The organism is Sphingobacterium tabacisoli, from assembly GCF_017908035.1.
Taxonomy (GTDB): domain Bacteria; phylum Bacteroidota; class Bacteroidia; order Sphingobacteriales; family Sphingobacteriaceae; genus Sphingobacterium; species Sphingobacterium tabacisoli.
This window is the reverse complement of record NZ_JAEQMU010000001.1, coordinates 2,455,499-2,472,861: the sequence shown is the minus strand read 5'-3', so window position 1 is coordinate 2,472,861 and position 17,363 is coordinate 2,455,499. Positions and strand designations below refer to the sequence as shown.

The window sequence follows — 17,363 nt, the reverse complement described above, 5'->3', positions numbered from 1 at the left end:
ACACAGGCTTTTGTAGGAGTATTTTAACTCTTTTTCGGATTACTGAGCGTTTTTAGTAGAATCGATAACTTGTGCAGTTGAATCGATAGTTTTGTTTGCTGAATCAGCAACTTTGTTGATTGAGTCAGTAAGAGCACCAGCTGTTGAATCAACGATTCCTTTTAAAGAATCAGCAGTTTCTTCAGTTTTTGAAGTGTTGTTACCACATGATGCTACTGTTAAAGCTAATGCTAAAAATCCGAATGCGAATAAATTTTTCATCTTTTAATTTTCTATTTAATTGAAACAAATGTTGTTTTATACTCTTTAATACCGGTAACCTGAAAAGGTAACCCAAGAAATAAAAATTTTTATTTATATATATTAACATTCTGATTTACAGCTGTTAAATAAAATAGATTTTTATTTCGGATGCAAATATAGTATTGTTTTGTTGAAATGCAACAATAAAAAACTATTTTAAGCTAAAAATGTTGTTAGACTATAAAGAACGCATATGTTAGGAAAGATTAAGAGCATAATAAAGCTGGTGAAATCGGTTGATTTTGAGCAGATTGATAAGATTTCTAAAAAAGTAGATCTCGCCCAGGTAATGCAGGCTGTTTCTAAAATGGACGAGAGGCAACTGCAGATGGCGATGAAAATGTTGACGGGTAATAAGAAAAAGAAAGATCCGCCGCCTATCAACGCCGATTTCTATGCTGTTGAAGACAGGCTTTCGGTCGAAGACCGAGCCTTACAACTACGGGTACGTGCATTTTTAGAGGCGGAGGTGAAGCCTATAGTAAATAATTACTGGTTGCATGATGATTTTCCGTTTGAGATTATTCCCAAGCTGGCGGAATTGAACGTCTGCGGTTATGTTTATAAAGGGTATGGCTGTGCTGGAGGGACCTCGCTGATGGATGGGATCATCGCTAGCGAATTTGGGCGTATTGATCCTTCTATAGCTACTTTTCTGGGAGTGCAAAGTGGATTGGCGATGGGGTCTATATATATGTGTGGATCGGATGTACAGAAAGAAGAGTGGCTGCCTAAGATGCAGCAATTAAAAGTTATTGGGGCATTCGGACTGACGGAGCCTGAGGTGGGATCTGCTACGGCAGGAGGATTGACTACAACATGCAAGCGTACGGATAGGGGCTGGATCTTGAATGGACAGAAAAAGTGGATCGGGAATTCGACGTTCTCGGATATTACGATTATCTGGGCGAGGGATGTGGACGACAATCAGGTGAAGGGTTTTATTGTGCGGAAAGAGAATCCGGGATTTTCGGTAGAAAAGATCAAAGGAAAGATGGCTCTACGGATTGTTCAGAATGGTCTCATTACGATGACCGACTGTGTGGTGCCCGAATCCGATAGATTGCCGAATGCGCAGTCCTTCAAAGATACAGCAAAGGTACTACAGATGACCCGTGCAGGAGTCGCTTGGATGGCGGTGGGCTGTGCACGGGGAGCGTATGAGAATGCGTTAGCTTATACCTTGGAGAGAGAACAGTTTGGTAAGCCTATTGCATCTTTTCAATTGATTCAAAATCATCTTGTGGAAATGTTGTCTAATCTGACCGCAATGCAAACGTTGGTGTTCCGTCTGTCGGAGCTGCAGGATGAAGGCAAGCTCAAAGACGAGCATGCTTCTCTGGCAAAGGTGTTCTGTACACTCCGTACGCGTGATATTGTGTCCCGTGCGCGTGAGGTGATGGGAGGTAACGGTATTTTATTGGAATATAATGTAGCCCGTTTTTTAGCTGATGCGGAGGCTATTTATTCTTATGAAGGCACTAAAGAGATTAATTCACTGATTGTTGGACGTAGTATTACAGGACATAGTGCTTTTGTGTAAAATCAGCTGTAGAGCGTCTGTGCCAAACTTTTTCGGATATCCAGTTCCTTTGGTATGTTTATTGTAACGGGAATGTTAAATTCGAAATTTAATATGAAAGTAACTAAAACATTGTTGACCGTAGCACTTATGGGATTGGGGGCTTACGGTGCACAGGCACAAATCAAAATTAACACCAAGTCGATTGGTTCTGCAGCAAAAGCTGTGAAAGCCGCGACGCTATCAAATGATGATGTAATAGCTTACACCAAAGAATATATCAACTGGATGGATGCCAACAATCCAGTGGCACCTGCTGATCATGAGCTAGCGCAGCGATTGGTGAAATTGACTACAGGGTTAAGTAATTACGATGGACAGCAGTTGAACTTTAAGGTTTATCTTGTTCGTGATGTTAATGCTTTTGCCTGTGCAGATGGTAGTGTACGGGTATGTGCGGGATTGATGGAAGCGATGACAGACAACGAAGTGTTAGGCGTTATCGGGCATGAAATCGGTCACGTTAAAAATCAGGATTCAAAAGATGCATTTCGTACCGCATTGTTAACATCAGCATTGAAAGATGGGGTATCTTCTCAAGGAGGTGCAGCGGGTGCGCTTTCTGACTCTCAGTTGGGTGAAGTGGGAGAGCAGGTGGCTAACATGAGTTTTTCCCGCAAGCAAGAGAGTATGGCCGACGAATATGGCTATCAGTTCTTGAAAGCTAATAATGTGAATCCATGGTACATGGCAATGGCTTTTGAGCGTTTGGTAGAGTTATCCGGTGGAGGCAAAGAGAGCTTTACGCAGAAACTATTCTCGTCACACCCAGATACTGAAAAAAGGGTAGCAGAGATGGGGAAGCGCGCTGAGAAAGATGGATTTAAAAAGCCGGAAAAATAGGCGTAAAGTTTAATACATAAAAAGAGAGGCATCTAATTTAGATGCCTCTCTTTTTATGTTATTTTTTCTTGTTGTGCTGAGCAGCTTGTTGCTGTCTCATCATTTCTTCCATTTTCGTCTGGAATGAAGACTTTTTGGCTGCCTTCGGATTTTTTTGGTTCTCTTCAAGCTTAGCTAGAATCTTTTCGTCATCAATTGATTTACGAATTAAGAACTGTGTTAAGAATGTGAATAAGGCCCCTAGGAAATAGTAGTAATTTAATCCAGAAGGGAAACTATTCAACATGAAGAAGAATAACAAAGGCATAATGTAGCCAATATACTTCATTTGGTTACCCATTCCTGAGGTAGCTCCCGAAGTCGCATTGTTATACCAAGTTGTCAATAAAGTAACTGCCGTCATCAACACACACATTAGTGAAATGTGGTTGATACCAAAGATAGGGCTAAACGTAATGAATGTATCGTATGTCGATAGATCTTTCATCCATAGGAAGCTTTGGCCTCTTAATTCAAACAAGTTAGGGAAGAAAAAGAAGAAGGCAAGTGTGAATGGCATTTGCAACAACATCGGTAGACATCCTCCCAATGGGTTGACACCTGCCTGCTTGTAGAGCTTCATTTGCTCTTGTTGCAATAGCATAGGGTTGTCTTCTCCGACTTTCTCTTTAATCTGATCTAACTGTGGTTTGAGCACGCGCATCTTAGCCATAGAAAGGTAAGACTTGCGGGTTAATGGGAACATCGCTCCTTTCAATAATAACGTTAATATCAGAATAACGATACCATAGCTCATATGGTAACCATCTAAAAAGTCAAACAATGGTACTGTGATGAATCTGTTGATCCAGCCCATAGGACCCCAGCCCATATTGATGATCTTTTCGTAGTTATGACCTTCTGCTTTTAATGTCTTATATTGGTTTGGACCAAAGAAGAAGCTAAATTCAAAATGATTGTTGGCTTGTGTGTTAAAAGCTAGTTCTGCTGTAGTCTTGTAGTTTTTAACGACATTCTCGTTGTTTGAGAACGTTACTTTGAGATTCGTGTTCTCAAAAGCTTGTTTAGATGATAAGATTGAAGAGAAGAAGTGTTGTTTGAAAGCAATCCATTCCACTTTTGTTTTCTCAATTTTTTCTTCTGCATCACTTGTTTCTGATAAGTGGTCTATTGTACCTTCTGTATCTTTAAAGAATATAGAAGATTTCTCACGCTCAGATTTTATGTTCTGTTCTTTTCGAAGAAGATTCGCTTCCCAATCTAATACGATTGTTTTTTGCTTTACATCAATTAGGTTCTGGATTCCGACAGCATTGACGTTTAATGCTAAATTGTATCCTTTCTCTAATGCATAGTTGTATTCTAAGTACTGATCATCCGTATATTTCAAACGAAACGAAGCACTATTCGGTGATGATGTATTAACTGCAAAGTGTAGATCATTGGTATTGATATTCTGACCATTTGCATTAAAGATAAAACCGAAATTGTTGTTGTCTCCCTCTAACAGGTAAAGAGGAGCTCCGTCAAAATTCTTTTCACCTTTGAGCTGTACCGATTTTACTTTACCACCTTTAGAAGATAGTTGAATAATAAGCTGTTCGTTTTCTAAAGTGATTAATTGCTCCTGTCCGACTTTGGCCGTACCAAAAGGTTTGCTCAACGCAACTGAATCAAGGACTTCATTCTTTTTCGAAGAAGCTAATGAGTCGCTTAGCATTTGTCCGCTCTTGGCATTGTCTCTATTATCCTGGCGTTGTTGTTCTTCTTTTAATTCTTGCTCAGTAGGTTTTAAAAAATAAAAAGAACCTGCAAAAATTGCAAAAATCAATACTAGCCCTATAATGTTATTTCTATCCATCTATTATAATTTATTCCATTTTATTATTTACATCCACTATTTGTCAATAGAATAAAGAGGTTTACTTAGCAACCACTTTCTTATTTGCCAAAGAAGCGGCTACAAAGCTAACAAAAAGTGGGTGAGGATTCGCAACAGTTGACTTTAATTCTGGATGAAACTGTCCTGCTACGAAGAATGGGTGGTCTTTTAACTCCACAATCTCTACTAGACCAGTTTCTGGATTGAATCCCGAAGCTATCATACCTGCTTTTTCGTAATCTTTCAAATAAGCATTGTTGAATTCGTAGCGGTGACGGTGACGTTCTGAAATTTTTGTTTTTCCGTAAATAGCAAAAGCTTTTGTTCCTTTTTTGATATCACAATCATAAGCTCCTAGACGCATTGTTCCGCCCATGTTAGTGATGTTTTTCTGTTCTTCCATAAGGTTGATAACAGGGTGAGGGGTGTTTTCATCCATCTCAAAACTGTTTGCACCATTCAAGCCCAGTACATTTCGTCCAAATTCAATAACAGCACATTGCATACCCAAACATATACCGAAGAAAGGGATTTTGTTTTCACGGACATATTTAATGGTATTCAATTTGCCTTCTAGACCACGTTCACCAAAACCCGGTGCAACTAAAACGCCATCTAGACCTTTTAGTTTATCAGCAACATTCTCAGGAGAAATACTTTCCGCAGCGATGAAGCTAACTTTTACTTTTGTTTCATTTGCTGATCCAGCGTGGATAAAGCCTTCTACAATCGACTTGTAAGCATCTGGTAGCTCTACATATTTTCCAACCAAACCAATGTTAACTTCTGTCGTAGGGTTCTTGAGACGACCTAGGAAGGTTTTCCAGTTATCTAGATTTGGTTCGTTTTTGGTTGAAAGCTTAAGTTTAGTTAAGACTGTTTTGTCCAACTGCTCTTTCAACATTAATAATGGAACATCGTAAATGGTAGGAGCGTCGATAGACTCCACGACTGCATTGATGTTTACATTACAGAATAAAGCGAGCTTTTTACGGATCTCCTGAGTCAGTTTATGCTCTGTACGACATACTAAAATATCAGGTTGTACCCCATATTCCAATAAGGTCTTAACAGAATGCTGTGTTGGTTTTGTTTTTAGTTCGCCTGCAGCTGCAAGGTAAGGTACCAGTGTCAGGTGTATAACTAGGGAATCATTGTTGCCTAATTCCCAACGTAGTTGACGTACTGCCTCGATAAAAGGAAGGGATTCTATGTCGCCTACTGTTCCTCCAAGCTCGGTGATGATGATATCGTATTCACCCCCTTGTCCCAAAAGTTGCATGCGACGTTTTATCTCGTCAGTAATATGTGGGATGACCTGAACAGTCTTGCCAAGGTAAGCGCCTTCTCTTTCTTTTTCAATGACATGTTTGTAGATACGACCAGTCGTCACATTGTTGGCCTGAGAGGTAGGCACATTTAAAAAACGCTCATAATGACCTAAGTCCAAGTCTGTCTCAGCTCCATCCTCTGTCACATAGCATTCGCCATGTTCGTAGGGATTGAGTGTTCCTGGATCGATGTTGATGTAGGGGTCAAACTTTTGAATAGTAACTTTAAAGCCACGTGCTTGTAAAAGTTTAGCAAGGGAAGCTGCAATAATACCTTTCCCTAACGACGAGGTTACGCCGCCCGTAACAAAGATGTATTTAGTCATAGCAATTAATGGAATTTTCTACTAAAGATGATTGGATTTTATATCCAAATATCTGCCTTATGTACGGGGTACAAAGATACTATATTTTTCGGGATTGATGCGATTAAAAAAATAATGTTGAAATTTATTTCCTGTAGAATGCATCCGAAAGTAGTAGTGCGCCAGCCTTGAGCCGGCGCATAGAAATAGAAAAACAATCTAACGGATAGATTGTAACAATGCAATAGTCTGTTGGTCAAATTCGGTCTCCCCAAAAAGAGAAACGCCCGCAGCCCCATTTGATTTAGCAAGTGAGATTGCTTCTTTTAGTTCATTTAGGTTTTTGAAGTCGGGCAGGTACAGACCTGCGTACAACGGAAATTTGCCATGCAGCCCCTGTACACCTTCTGCAACAGCAGTACCGATCCAATGTATGGGTTCTTTGTAGAAGCCATGATAGATCATTGGAAAGACACCGGAGAGATTCCAGTTGGTCCAGTCTTGACGCACAATACGACGGGCGAGATCTGGGGTCGGAAATACAGCGGCGGTAACAGGTTTTTGATAGTCTTTGGCGGCCTCACAGATTCTGTTGACTATTTTGTTGATTTGACGGTATCGGAAGGAGCGCCAAGACGGGCTTTGGTCGGGACGGTCGACCTGATCTATATGGATACCTGTCTCTTTCAAATAAGCCTCTTTACTGAATTTACTATAGCAAAAATCATAGTCAGCCAATTCTGTTGACTGGTCTAGACTGTAGTTTTGCCAGAGGTTAACAGGAAGTGTTACGTCTGGATAGCGAATATAGTCGAGATGTAAGCCGTCGACATCTTCTTTCTCCAGTTGTTCTCTGGCCTTTTCTTCGAGGTATTTCGGTACATCAGGATGTGAGGGGCAAAGAAATCTGTAATAGTTTACGTAAGGAGGGTTTGTGGCGCAGGATTTGCCCGATCTACTGACGGCATAATATTCAGGATGCTTTTCTAAAAGCTCCTTCTCTCCGCGATTCATGGTCCACATCCATCGGTGTGTCTCGAGACCATATTGTTTTGCCAATTGAAAATGTTTGACACTATAGTTTTCGAAAAATATCCCGCGCACGCCAGCATCTTTATAGCTTTGGTAACGTTTCTTTAGTACCGCTTCCGACTCCGAGTCATTGGGACGGGCCCATAGCCAAAAATCAAATAATAAAGGGGGGGGGAGCGGTTGAGCCTGCAAAATAGTTGGGCTAAGCTGTAGTGCGGCTAAACCTACGCTAGCAGCTTTAATGAAGTTTCTTCTACTGTTCATAAGATATCGTATAATTGCCAAAATTGTCAATAGTGACTTTAAGGTGGTTGGCGGGGTCTAATAATTCAGATTTATAGAATGTTTTGTCTTTATTTGTCGTGATTCTGTGGCGGAGTCCGGATATGTTATGTTTTAGGACTTTTTCAAACCCTGGAAGTGCTTCCAATCTATTGCTGTATCTGTGGCTGTTTTCTGTAAAGTACAACTGTTGAAGATAGAATATGTTCCAGGCAGCTTGCTTAATTGTTTGCGACTTCGGGTAGCTTTCTTTATCTATTTGCTCTACAAATTGGATATATCCCCATCGCTCAGGATAGTGCATGTTAATGACGCCGATTGGTGACCATACCCAGTTGTCTTCTGCGAGTAACTTTCCGTTTTCTTTTTTTCGTTTGTATTCTCCGTTCTCTATAACATGTTGCCATTGCACCCGTGAAAAATTGATTTGCCAAAAATCATTTACCCGTGGAGTAGGGGCTTTTCCAAAGGTGCCCAAGGACGCAAAAGGAATAGCCATCTCTATGCTCCAATAACTGTCTACATCGGTCGGGTTATTGAGAGTGCCCTCTATATGTACTGCTGATTTTAGATTTTTAACATCCCAATGCATAATAGCTTCGCCACCTATTCTGTAGGCTTTTGCCATCATCAGATCCATGATGGTGTTTAGTGCGTTGATTTCGATTTCGTAATATAGTGACTGGCGATCGGAGGGCTTTAGGAAGACTTCAAAATCGTTGTCGTGATATATTATAGCATCATGTTGTGTTAAGGTCCCCCAGATATGAGGCTCGTCCAGTCGGGCGTATAAGTATAGGTAGTTCTCGTCCCATAGCATTTTGACCTTTGTGTCAAAACGGGGAGCGGGTTTTAAGTCACCTTCAATATCTACAAATTTGTCTGACCAAGGTGCTAGATCCCATGAAGCTTCATTTGCTAAGCCGTCGATGACTATGGCTTCCTTTGTTTTAATGACGGCATATGTTTTAGGTAAGGACTGCATGAGTAGTGCTTCAGAAAGGTTCTGTTGTGCATAGGTGTGAAGACTTCCTGTCGTAAATAGGAAGAGGAAAGTGTAAAAAGGTTTTAGCATAATCAATAATCTGTATGAATATACATAATTATGCTGTTTGGGAAGATGGAATTTAGATTTTATTTTCCAGAGCGAGGTTTATGCTACTGAAAGATGGGGTATAGAAAAAGGGTGTAACATTGCTGTTTACACCCTTTTGATTTCTTGTTTGGTATCTTCGTCCGTCTAAACTATTTGATACGTTTAGATCTGATACGAGCAGCTTTACCTGTAAGTCCACGTAAGTAGAATAACTTAGCGCGACGTACTTTACCGTAGCTGTTTACTTCAATTTTGTCAATGTTAGGAGAGTTTACAGGGAAAATACGTTCTACCCCAATACCGTTAGAGATTTTACGAACGGTAAAAGTAGCGTTAGTACCTTCGCTGTTTAATTGAATAACTGCACCTTGGTATACCTGAACACGCTCTTTGTTTCCTTCGCGAATTTTATAGTGTACACTGATGGTGTCTCCTGCTTTGAAAGCGGGAATCTCATTCTTTACTACCGCTTGTTCTTCTACAAATTTTACTAAATCCATGATTTTGAGTAATTATAAACGATTTATATCCTGTAAAAATCGGAATGCAATATTACAGCTTTTATTTCGATTAAAAAAGTTTTTTTATAAAAATATTTAACTCCGATTCCCGAAGCGAGTGCAAAGGTATGAAAAAAAGAATTATATTATATAGGTGTGTTGATAATTTTCTGATATATCTTATTGCTACGGCTGAAATCGTATTTGTTTTAAAAATATCTCGCATTAAATCAGGTCGTTAGTTGTTTGATGTAAAAAAGTACTTGCTTTGATCATAAAACGATGTATCTTTGCATCACTTTAAAGGTGATACCTTTTCGGGGTGTAGCGTAGCCCGGTATCGCGCCACATTTGGGATGTGGAGGTCGTAGGTTCGAATCCTGCCACCCCGACAAAAAAGCTCTAACAAAAGTTAGGGCTTTTTTCGTTTACGGGGGTAAAGGATGAGAACTTGGGTTCGATCCGTTTTTTGTTTTTTAATTTCCTAAGTTTATCTTGTTGTTTAAAGTAACAGAAATTAGAAACTTATGATTTTTAGAAAAGCAAAATTAGAGGATGTGGCAATGATTGTTGCAATGATAGCGGATGATGTATTGGGGGCAGCAAGAGAGCGTTTTGAAAATCCTTTGCCAACAGCTTATACAACTGCTTTTCAGAATATTGACAAAGACCCGAATCAGGAATTGATCGTTGTTGAAAATGAAAATGGGCAAATTATTGGGACATTGCAACTGAGTTTTTTGCAGTATTTGACGTACCAAGGTGGCATTCGTGCGCAGATTGAAGCCGTGCGTATTCATAAAGATTTTCGGGGCAAAGGTTTGGGGGAGCAATTTTTCCAATGGGCAATTGCGCGTGTCAAAGCAAAAGGTGCCCATGTATTGCAATTGACTTCGGACAAAAAGCGTCCTAATGCCATTCGATTTTATGAAAAATTAGGTTTTGTGGCTTCGCATGAAGGCATGAAGTTACATTTGCAAAAAGATTAGTAAATAAGGAAATAAAAAAACTGATTTTAACTAAATAACTCGCTTTACCAATGAAGTTTAGACCTTTTTCCGATACAAAATATTTATGGCTAGTAATAATTCTGCTCTCCATCATAGCCATTCTATTTAAATCTATTTATAGGGAGTATATTTATTCCAATGAAATTAATGATTTTGGGGTTGCGGACTCTTCCCCCAATTTTTTTGCAGGGCTTATTATCGTGCTTTTTTATTATGTTTCGTATCAGAAAGTATCCTTAAAGGTGCATGCTTTATTTGTAGCAATTGGTCTTATTGGGTATGAGCTGATTCAAGGAAGTGTATTTAAAAGCAATGTCTTCGACTATAAAGATATCTTGGCTTCGATAATAGGAGTTACGATAGGATATCTCATTTGTTCCAGACTTAAAATAGGAGTGCTATTTAATAGTCCTATTCGGTAGGCTATGGCTGACAACCAAAAATAGGTACCGCACATCAGAGATGATGGCGATACCTTAACATATATATATAGGGAAATGTTGAACTATATCTTAATCCTACCACTTAAGGTCTGGATTGATTTGTGTTTCCTTGAAAGGAATAGGTAGCCTATAGTTCGGATCTGTAGGCAGGAGCTGTTTTTTGTCTGTCGTTAAGGCTAGGTCCTCTGGGTCACGTTCCAAAGTTCTTCCCAGTCTTTTTAAGTCAAAATAGCGATGTCCTTCGAAGCAGAGTTCTGCAAAGCGCTCCCCTAGTATGTTATCGATACTTGCTACTGTTGTAGGACTATCTATACCACGCGCTTGTTGTAATGCGGCAAGCATATCACTAGATTCTGTAGGCCTGTTTTCAAAGAAATAGGCTTCGGCTAGTATTAGATACAGCTCGGATACTCGGAACGCTTTGACGTCATTCAGATTATCGGCATACGTATTGCCAGGGTATTTGCCTATAGGGGCTTCTTCCTCGTCCTCTTCAAACAATGCATAGCGTTCTCCTTCTTCCTGTTCGAGATAGTTTAGGATTTTATGCGAAGGATGGAATAATGTTTTGCCAGAACCATAATTGCGCCATAAGGTATTGGGACGGATTTCATTATTGTTGTTCCTTTTGAAAGCGAGGATGACTTCTGTATTCCGGATGTCTTGCCAGAGCGTAGCATAATGCGCTCCTTCTGCTAATTTATATTTTGTAATTAATGGCGTCGCATGCTTAATAGCCTCCTTATACTTTTTCTGATAGAGATAAAAGCGAGCGGCATAGGCATGTATGGCGTCATCCGAAAAACGACCTAGATCAGATTGTCCTGTTCCGGAGGCTAGTGCTTCTACGATATCCTGTTCGGCTTGTGTGTAAAATTCCGCAGTCGGTAACTTCGGTGGCTTTTGATGTATATCTACTGTCGTAACGTAAGGAACGGTATAGTTTCCGACCCCCGGATTAAAGTCTCCATAGATCTGGTGCAGTCCAAAGTGAATAAAGCTACGGAGTGCTTTTAGTTCCGCTACGAGATGATTTAATTTAGCTTCTTCTGCGCTACCGGATCTTTGAACCCGTTCGCTGTTGTTCAATAGAAGGTTGATCTTATAGATACTGGCATATGCATTCTTCCAGGCCATTAAAAGAACGTCATCGTCCGATGCGTAATTCCATCGGTGCAGATTGCTCGCGTAGCCATTGACTCCCATGTTGTCGTTGGCGAGTTTGGCCTCATCGGCGAATATACTGCCGATTAGAATGTTATATTCCGTTTGTAGTTCGGCGTATACACCCAGTACAGCCTGTTCGTAGTTTCGTATAGAGGTATAGATCTCTTCGTCCTGTAGTTTGTCCTGAGGGTGCATATCAAGTATCTTATTGCACGAACTACTGGCAAACAAAAGAAGGGTGGCGGTTAAAAAAACTAGTATTTTAGATAAGTTCATTGCTGTTTAAAATTTAACGTGTAAGCCTAAGGTGTAAGTGCGTGGTAATGGATATTCGTATTGGTACCAGTTGTTGTCATCTTCCGGATCCTGTCCTTTCCATTTTGTCCAGGTCACTAGGTTTTGTCCTTGTCCAAATACACTGATCTCACGACAGTATTTCGATAGCTTGTTGCCCATTGGTATACTGTAGTTGACCTGTAGGTTGCGTAGCTTGATGTAGTCGGCGCTATGTAGTTCGCGGTCTGTCATAAAACGCTCGTATTGCGGGGAGGGATTGTTGGATTGATCTCCGGGTTGTTGCCAGAAATCCAACATATCACGGGATTGGTTGTAGATCCTGTAGTTGGCATCAGCGGATGTGCGGTACAGCTCACCTGTATTAAGCCGGTACATTCCCTTGATATAAGTGAATAGCGCACTTACCTGTAATCCTTTATAGCCTACGCGTGCCGTGAATCCTCCTTTTAGAGGCGGATCGAAGGAACCTTTCACCAGTACCGCATTCTCTGGGTCAAAAGTAGAAGTGATCTCACCATCGGCATCGAGGTATTGTGGAGCACCGGTTTGCGGATCTACACCTGCCCATCTCACCATGTAGAAGTGTCCCAATGGTTGTCCGACCCGATGGATGGAGTAGTCTTCCGTAACGATCTCCTCTTCGTCTCCTAGGCTTAAGATACGGTTTCTGTTGTAAGAACCATTTACCCCTAGACGGATGAAAAAATCGTCTTTGCGGATAAGGTCTCCTGATAGACCAAATTCTGCACCTCGATTACGGATTTTTCCCATATTATCAGGGACGGATTCGAAGCCTGATGTCATAGAGAGCGTACGGTCAACAAATAGATTGCTTGTTACGCGGTTGTAGAAGTCAAACTCTGCCGTAATACGATTATTCAGAAAGCCTATTTCTGTACCGATATCGGTGACACGATTCATTTCCCAGTTGTAGTTCGGGTTTCCGGCTGATACAGGAACAAATGCATTTTGACCAGCATAGTGTGATACCGCATATAGTCGACGGTAGCCAAAGTCACTGGCAAAGCCAGCGGCATTTCCTGTCAGACCGTAACTAGCGCGTAAGCGCCATGTACTGATTGCGGGGATTGCTTTTACAAATTCCTCTTCTCCTAGGTTCCAGCTGGCCCCCCCTGCATAAAAATATTTATATCGGTTGGATTCAGGCACGCGGGATGATCCGTCACGACGCAAGCTTCCGGTTATGGTAAAACGGTTGCCATTAGAATAACGGAGCAATCCGATTTGAGAGACCAATGCATTCTCGGATAGGCCGCCGGATAGCTGTGGTATAAGATTGTTTTCTGCCGTGCCGGGAGTGATGCCTCCGGGAGTTTGGGATAATCCAGGGACAAGGCCATAGCCTGTAAAACCTTGGCTACTGATTTTTTGTTTGTTGATTTCTCCTAAACCTATTGCTTCTATAAAATGATTGTCCCAGCGACGCGAATAATTAAAGCCGATATTGCTTACTAGACTAAAATAGTTGTTTGTGTTGGATGTGTATGACCCTTGTCCCCCTTGTTCGACAAGATCTCCAAAATAAGTGTCAGGTTTGATGATATGCTTGCCATTGATCTGCTGAAAGTCTACTCCAGAGGTACTGGTCAGCTTCAGATGTTCGGTCATTGTATATGAGAAGTTACCTGTCACGACACTCTTGTACTGACGTTCGCGACGGTCTACGTCTCGGTACATCGATAGTGCGTTTGTTCCGAAGCGGTTCGGGCCTGGGGTCAGGTTGCCATCTTTGTCATACGGATTCTCGTAAGGCAGGGCAAAATAAAGGGATGCCACAGGATTGGTCTCGCTGACATCAAAGTCCGATTCACTGATTTTACTTTTGGTAGTTGCAAGATTAACGTTTAATGTCAGTGACAGTCGGCCAGATTGATGTGCGATGTTGTTGGTCAGGTTGATCCGTTCCAATCCGGAATTGTATAACACACCTTCTTGATTAAAGTAGGAGAGTGAGGAGAATATCTGTGTGTTCTCCCGCCCGAGTGAATAGCTGACATCATGCGCATTTGTTGTTCCATTGCGCAATAAAAGTTTTCTCCAATCATTATCTATACCTCGTAGGCTGGCAAGTTTTTCATCGCCCTCCTGAAAGTCTTTTTCGGTTTTGGGTATCAGCGTGCCGTTTACCAATTTGTTGGGATTGTTTCTGGAATGAGCCCAGCCGGGAAAGTTATGGTCCTGCAGACGCTCTTCGAATAAAAGGCGCTCCTGTGTATTCATCATGTTCCATTTGCTGTTATTGACTGAGGCATAACCAAATTGTCCTGTATAGGAAATACGTGGTGTTCCATTCTCCCAGGAATTACCTTTCTTGGACGTGATGACGATGACTCCATTGGCACCCCGGGAGCCGTACTGCGCGGTAGCAGCGGCATCCTTGAGTACCGTAATATTTTCAAAACTCTGGGGATTTAAGGTGGAGAATGAGCCTGCCGAGATAGGCACACCATCCAGTATATAAAGAGGAGCCGAGTTTTCATCCTGTATCGATCCGATTCCACGTAATGTAATGCGGCCAGGTGCTCCCGGTTGTCCAGACGGGGAAGCAACATAAAGTCCGGGGATCTGCCCCTGTAAAGATTGATCAAACGAGGCAACGGGGATGCGTGCTATTCCTTCGGCCGGCAAAGAGCTTACAGCGCCCGTGGTATGTATGCGGGACTGTTTGGTGTATCCCGTTACAACGACTTCTGATAGGTCGTTTTCTTGAGATAGTAGTGATATTGTCCACTCCGATTTCCCTTCTTTAAGAATGAGTTGTTCTGTTTGATACCCCAACATGCTGACTACTATCCGAGACAGTGATGAGCTGGCTGGTAGATAGATCCGTCCGGATTGATCGGAGATGTAAGATTGCGAATGCGTGGCATCAGTGACGGTAGCCCCACGGATTAATTCATTCGTCTTTTCATCTTTCACAGTTACTGTGATGTTTTTTTCTTGCCCTATGGTTCTTAGCGGGATTCCCGAAGCAAAGAGAAGGGAGATAGTCAATAAACTTCTAAAATTCATGAAAACGTTAACTTTTGAGTTTCTTCGGATTCCATTTCCGAATTGGTTCAAAGGTATGTTTGCGGTATTAGAAGCTTATTTAATAGTTATTAAAGAGGCATTAGTTTGGCATTAGAATTTTTTAATCTCCTTTTTTGTGTAGGGTAGTTTGATGACCATTCCTGTCCCTTCGCCAATCTGTGAAGTAATGAATAGTGTCCCCTTGTGTAGATGAATGATTTTTTGAGAAAGAGAAAGGCCTAAACCAGAACCGAGATGTCCTATCGCATTTTTGCCACGATAGAAAGGGGTTAAGATCTTTGGTAGGTCTTCCTGACTAATACCTATGCCTTTGTCATCGATTGTTATGAATAGGTTGCCGTCCTTGACATGGATAGCGATGGATATCTCCTGGAAGTCGGAGAACTTAGCCGCATTATGGATGAGATTGGTAATAGCGATTTCTAGGAGTTTGGGATTACCATGTAGTTGGATGTTGTCTAGGTTTTCCTCCACCTGAAGGTGAATAGCGACTTTGATAGTGGGGTTTCGCTGTAAAAGATCGTCCATCATATCCCAGAAGAAATCCTCAAATGCAAATTGTTTTATGTTTGCCATTTGGTAGTCTACCTGTGCCAGTGAAAGGAGGTTGTGGATGAGATTGTCCATTTTCTGGCAGTCTCTTACAATGTTTGTCAATGCTTCCTTATATTCTTCGGTATTGCGTTCTTGGCGTAGTGTTATTTCGGCATTGCCAAGAAGTACAGCTATGGGCGTCTTTAGCTCATGTGAGGCGTTGGAAACAAAAGATTGTTGCATTTCAAAAGCCTGTTGTAGTCTAGAGAAAACTTGATTGATGGTTTCTTTGAGCTGTTCGATTTCGTCATTCCGTATGCCGCGCAGTGGGAGGCGTTCGTGTAGGTTGTTGGCCTCTATTCGCTTCATGTGTACAATGACATCGCGTATAGCAGAAAGTATCCAGTTTGCAAACACACGGCCTAATAGTACGGTTAGCACTATTGCTAACACAAAGCTGATGATCATGGCATAGCGCAGCTCCTGAAGTGATTGCTCGCCGTATAAGTTTTGGGCAGAGGCAATGATCACAAAGTCACCGGAATTGTCTTTGTAGAGTATGCCGATTGAGGGGATGTTGTCGCGTTCAAAAAAAACTGTTTTTTGTGCAATGATACGATCTATGGTTTCTTTGTCCCAACTTATGCCTTTTTCCTCTATAAACATAGAGTTGTAATTGGTGTCGTAAATCCGGATTTGTTCCGTGGGAAGTGTTCTTGGGAATTTATGAAGCACCTCCTGGTACTCTTCTTTTGAAAAGTTGTCTCTTGCCAGGTAGTTGTGTCCTACTATGTAAGCTCTATCCTCGAGTCGCTTGTGAAAGCTACGGTCAATCTCTTTGGATACCAAGAAATATATGGTTACCATTACAGCAAGAAGGAGCGAAGCGAAAAGCAGGCTGAATTGTAAAATCAATCGAGTTTTTGTCTTCATATTTTATCTTTAAGAATATAGCCCATACCTACCACTGTATGTATTAGGGGAGCATCAAACCCTTTGTCCACTTTAGCGCGCAAATAGTTTACGTAGACATCTATCAGATTGGTCCCTCTATTGAAACCGATACCCCAAACAGCTTCGGCGATCTGCGCGCGCGACATGACACGGTTTTTGTTGACCAATAGATATTCTAGGAGGGCGTATTCTTTTACAGTTAATGTGATTTCTTTCCCGCCACGCTGGACAGTTTTTGAAAAGCAATCCATGATTAGATCATCAGCCTGGTATTGTATACTGTTTGTATGGTATGTACCCCGACGGGATAATGCTTTGATCCGAACCAGGAGTTCATCAAAATGAAAAGGCTTGGTTAGATAATCGTCAGCTCCGCAATTGAAACCCTCAATCTTATCTTGGATGGTGCTAAGAGCGGTTAGCATCAAAATAGGAACATCTGTCTTGAGCCTGCGTACATGTTTACAGATTTCAGTTCCGTTCAAATGGGGGAGTATGCCATCCAGAATAAGTAAGTCAAACTCTTGTTCTAAGGCTAATTTTAGGCCGGTAGCTCCGTCATAAGCCACCTGTACATGATGGCCCGCTTCGTGTAGCCCTTTTTTTATAAATTCGGCAACCCGAATTTCGTCTTCAACCAAAAGTATATTCATAGCGATGCGTGTGCTGTTTCCGATTGCGAAATTGCTTTTTATTTGTTAGAAAGCGCTCAACATTAGAAAAATCTAATGCGTATCGATAACCTTTG

At 41.4% G+C, this 17,363-nt stretch carries 14 protein-coding genes and 1 tRNA gene; 5 read left to right on the top strand and 10 right to left on the bottom strand.

Going from position 1 to position 17,363, the window contains the following annotated elements:
* Nucleotides 1–39: 39 nt before the first annotated feature.
* Entirely contained in the window at nt 40–261 is a 222-nt protein-coding gene (locus JKG64_RS10480) for a hypothetical protein (protein WP_133582822.1), read from the bottom strand.
* Between the two features lie 235 nt (nt 262–496).
* Between JKG64_RS10480 and JKG64_RS10475 the strand changes: the two genes are divergently transcribed.
* Nucleotides 497–1,846, top strand: a complete 1,350-nt coding sequence (locus tag JKG64_RS10475) for an acyl-CoA dehydrogenase family protein (RefSeq protein ID WP_210354209.1) — start codon at nt 497–499, stop codon at nt 1,844–1,846.
* 93 nt (nt 1,847–1,939) lie between these two features.
* A complete protein-coding gene (locus JKG64_RS10470) occupies nt 1,940–2,728 on the top strand; it encodes a M48 family metallopeptidase (RefSeq protein WP_246512528.1) in 789 nt (262 codons plus the stop codon).
* Between the two features lie 58 nt (nt 2,729–2,786).
* Here JKG64_RS10470 and yidC read toward each other — a convergent pair whose 3' ends face one another.
* The 5 genes from yidC to rplS form a co-directional block, all read right to left on the bottom strand.
* Nucleotides 2,787–4,589, bottom strand: a complete 1,803-nt coding sequence (gene yidC, locus JKG64_RS10465; RefSeq protein ID WP_210354207.1) for a membrane protein insertase YidC — start codon at nt 4,587–4,589, stop codon at nt 2,787–2,789.
* A gap of 61 nt (nt 4,590–4,650) precedes the next feature.
* A complete protein-coding gene (locus JKG64_RS10460; RefSeq protein WP_210354206.1) occupies nt 4,651–6,267 on the bottom strand; it encodes a CTP synthase in 1,617 nt (538 codons plus the stop codon).
* A 198-nt stretch (nt 6,268–6,465) separates the two neighbouring features.
* Nucleotides 6,466–7,542 (bottom strand): family 10 glycosylhydrolase, encoded by a 1,077-nt coding sequence (locus JKG64_RS10455; protein WP_210354205.1) that lies wholly within the window; start codon nt 7,540–7,542, stop codon nt 6,466–6,468.
* Complete coding sequence (locus JKG64_RS10450) at nt 7,532–8,635, bottom strand: carbohydrate-binding family 9-like protein (RefSeq protein WP_210354204.1); 1,104 nt, start codon at nt 8,633–8,635, stop codon at nt 7,532–7,534. Before JKG64_RS10450 ends, JKG64_RS10455 begins: the two co-directional genes overlap by 11 nt.
* Nucleotides 8,636–8,805: 170 nt before the next feature.
* A complete protein-coding gene (rplS, locus tag JKG64_RS10445) occupies nt 8,806–9,156 on the bottom strand; it encodes a 50S ribosomal protein L19 (RefSeq protein ID WP_210354203.1) in 351 nt (116 codons plus the stop codon).
* A gap of 318 nt (nt 9,157–9,474) precedes the next feature.
* Here rplS and JKG64_RS10440 point away from each other — a divergent pair.
* The 3 genes from JKG64_RS10440 to JKG64_RS10430 all read left to right on the top strand — a co-directional run bounded on the left by JKG64_RS10440 (nt 9,475) and on the right by JKG64_RS10430 (nt 10,588).
* Nucleotides 9,475–9,548 (top strand) — tRNA-Pro (locus JKG64_RS10440).
* A gap of 135 nt (nt 9,549–9,683) precedes the next feature.
* On the top strand, nt 9,684–10,145 hold the full coding sequence (locus tag JKG64_RS10435; protein WP_210354202.1) for a GNAT family N-acetyltransferase: 462 nt from the start codon (nt 9,684–9,686) through the stop codon (nt 10,143–10,145).
* Between the two features lie 50 nt (nt 10,146–10,195).
* On the top strand, nt 10,196–10,588 hold the full coding sequence (locus tag JKG64_RS10430; protein WP_210354201.1) for a hypothetical protein: 393 nt from the start codon (nt 10,196–10,198) through the stop codon (nt 10,586–10,588).
* A 96-nt stretch (nt 10,589–10,684) separates the two neighbouring features.
* Here JKG64_RS10430 and JKG64_RS10425 read toward each other — a convergent pair whose 3' ends face one another.
* From JKG64_RS10425 to JKG64_RS10410, 4 genes are all read right to left on the bottom strand, one after another.
* Nucleotides 10,685–12,052, bottom strand: a complete 1,368-nt coding sequence (locus JKG64_RS10425) for a RagB/SusD family nutrient uptake outer membrane protein (RefSeq protein WP_210354200.1) — start codon at nt 12,050–12,052, stop codon at nt 10,685–10,687.
* 6 nt (nt 12,053–12,058) lie between these two features.
* Nucleotides 12,059–15,106, bottom strand: a complete 3,048-nt coding sequence (locus tag JKG64_RS10420; protein WP_210354199.1) for a SusC/RagA family TonB-linked outer membrane protein — start codon at nt 15,104–15,106, stop codon at nt 12,059–12,061.
* Nucleotides 15,107–15,217: 111 nt separating this feature from the next.
* The gene (locus JKG64_RS10415; RefSeq protein WP_210354198.1) at nt 15,218–16,594 is read right to left on the bottom strand and encodes a sensor histidine kinase; all 1,377 of its coding nucleotides are present in this window, start codon (nt 16,592–16,594) and stop codon (nt 15,218–15,220) included.
* Nucleotides 16,591–17,268, bottom strand: a complete 678-nt coding sequence (locus JKG64_RS10410) for a response regulator transcription factor (protein ID WP_210354197.1) — start codon at nt 17,266–17,268, stop codon at nt 16,591–16,593. The genes JKG64_RS10415 and JKG64_RS10410 overlap by 4 nt, the downstream gene beginning before the upstream one ends.
* Between the last annotated feature and the right edge of the window lie 95 nt (nt 17,269–17,363).

Coding starts and splice junctions, on each gene's coding strand:
- JKG64_RS10480 (WP_133582822.1), bottom strand. CDS start 261: ATGAAAAATTTATTCGCATTCGGATTTTTAGCATTAGCTTTAACAGTA.
- JKG64_RS10475 (WP_210354209.1), top strand. CDS start 497: ATGTTAGGAAAGATTAAGAGCATAATAAAGCTGGTGAAATCGGTTGAT.
- JKG64_RS10470 (WP_246512528.1), top strand. CDS start 1,940: ATGAAAGTAACTAAAACATTGTTGACCGTAGCACTTATGGGATTGGGG.
- yidC (WP_210354207.1), bottom strand. CDS start 4,589: ATGGATAGAAATAACATTATAGGGCTAGTATTGATTTTTGCAATTTTT.
- JKG64_RS10460 (WP_210354206.1), bottom strand. CDS start 6,267: ATGACTAAATACATCTTTGTTACGGGCGGCGTAACCTCGTCGTTAGGG.
- JKG64_RS10455 (WP_210354205.1), bottom strand. CDS start 7,542: ATGAACAGTAGAAGAAACTTCATTAAAGCTGCTAGCGTAGGTTTAGCC.
- JKG64_RS10450 (WP_210354204.1), bottom strand. CDS start 8,635: ATGCTAAAACCTTTTTACACTTTCCTCTTCCTATTTACGACAGGAAGT.
- rplS (WP_210354203.1), bottom strand. CDS start 9,156: ATGGATTTAGTAAAATTTGTAGAAGAACAAGCGGTAGTAAAGAATGAG.
- JKG64_RS10435 (WP_210354202.1), top strand. CDS start 9,684: ATGATTTTTAGAAAAGCAAAATTAGAGGATGTGGCAATGATTGTTGCA.
- JKG64_RS10430 (WP_210354201.1), top strand. CDS start 10,196: ATGAAGTTTAGACCTTTTTCCGATACAAAATATTTATGGCTAGTAATA.
- JKG64_RS10425 (WP_210354200.1), bottom strand. CDS start 12,052: ATGAACTTATCTAAAATACTAGTTTTTTTAACCGCCACCCTTCTTTTG.
- JKG64_RS10420 (WP_210354199.1), bottom strand. CDS start 15,106: ATGAATTTTAGAAGTTTATTGACTATCTCCCTTCTCTTTGCTTCGGGA.
- JKG64_RS10415 (WP_210354198.1), bottom strand. CDS start 16,594: ATGAAGACAAAAACTCGATTGATTTTACAATTCAGCCTGCTTTTCGCT.
- JKG64_RS10410 (WP_210354197.1), bottom strand. CDS start 17,268: ATGAATATACTTTTGGTTGAAGACGAAATTCGGGTTGCCGAATTTATA.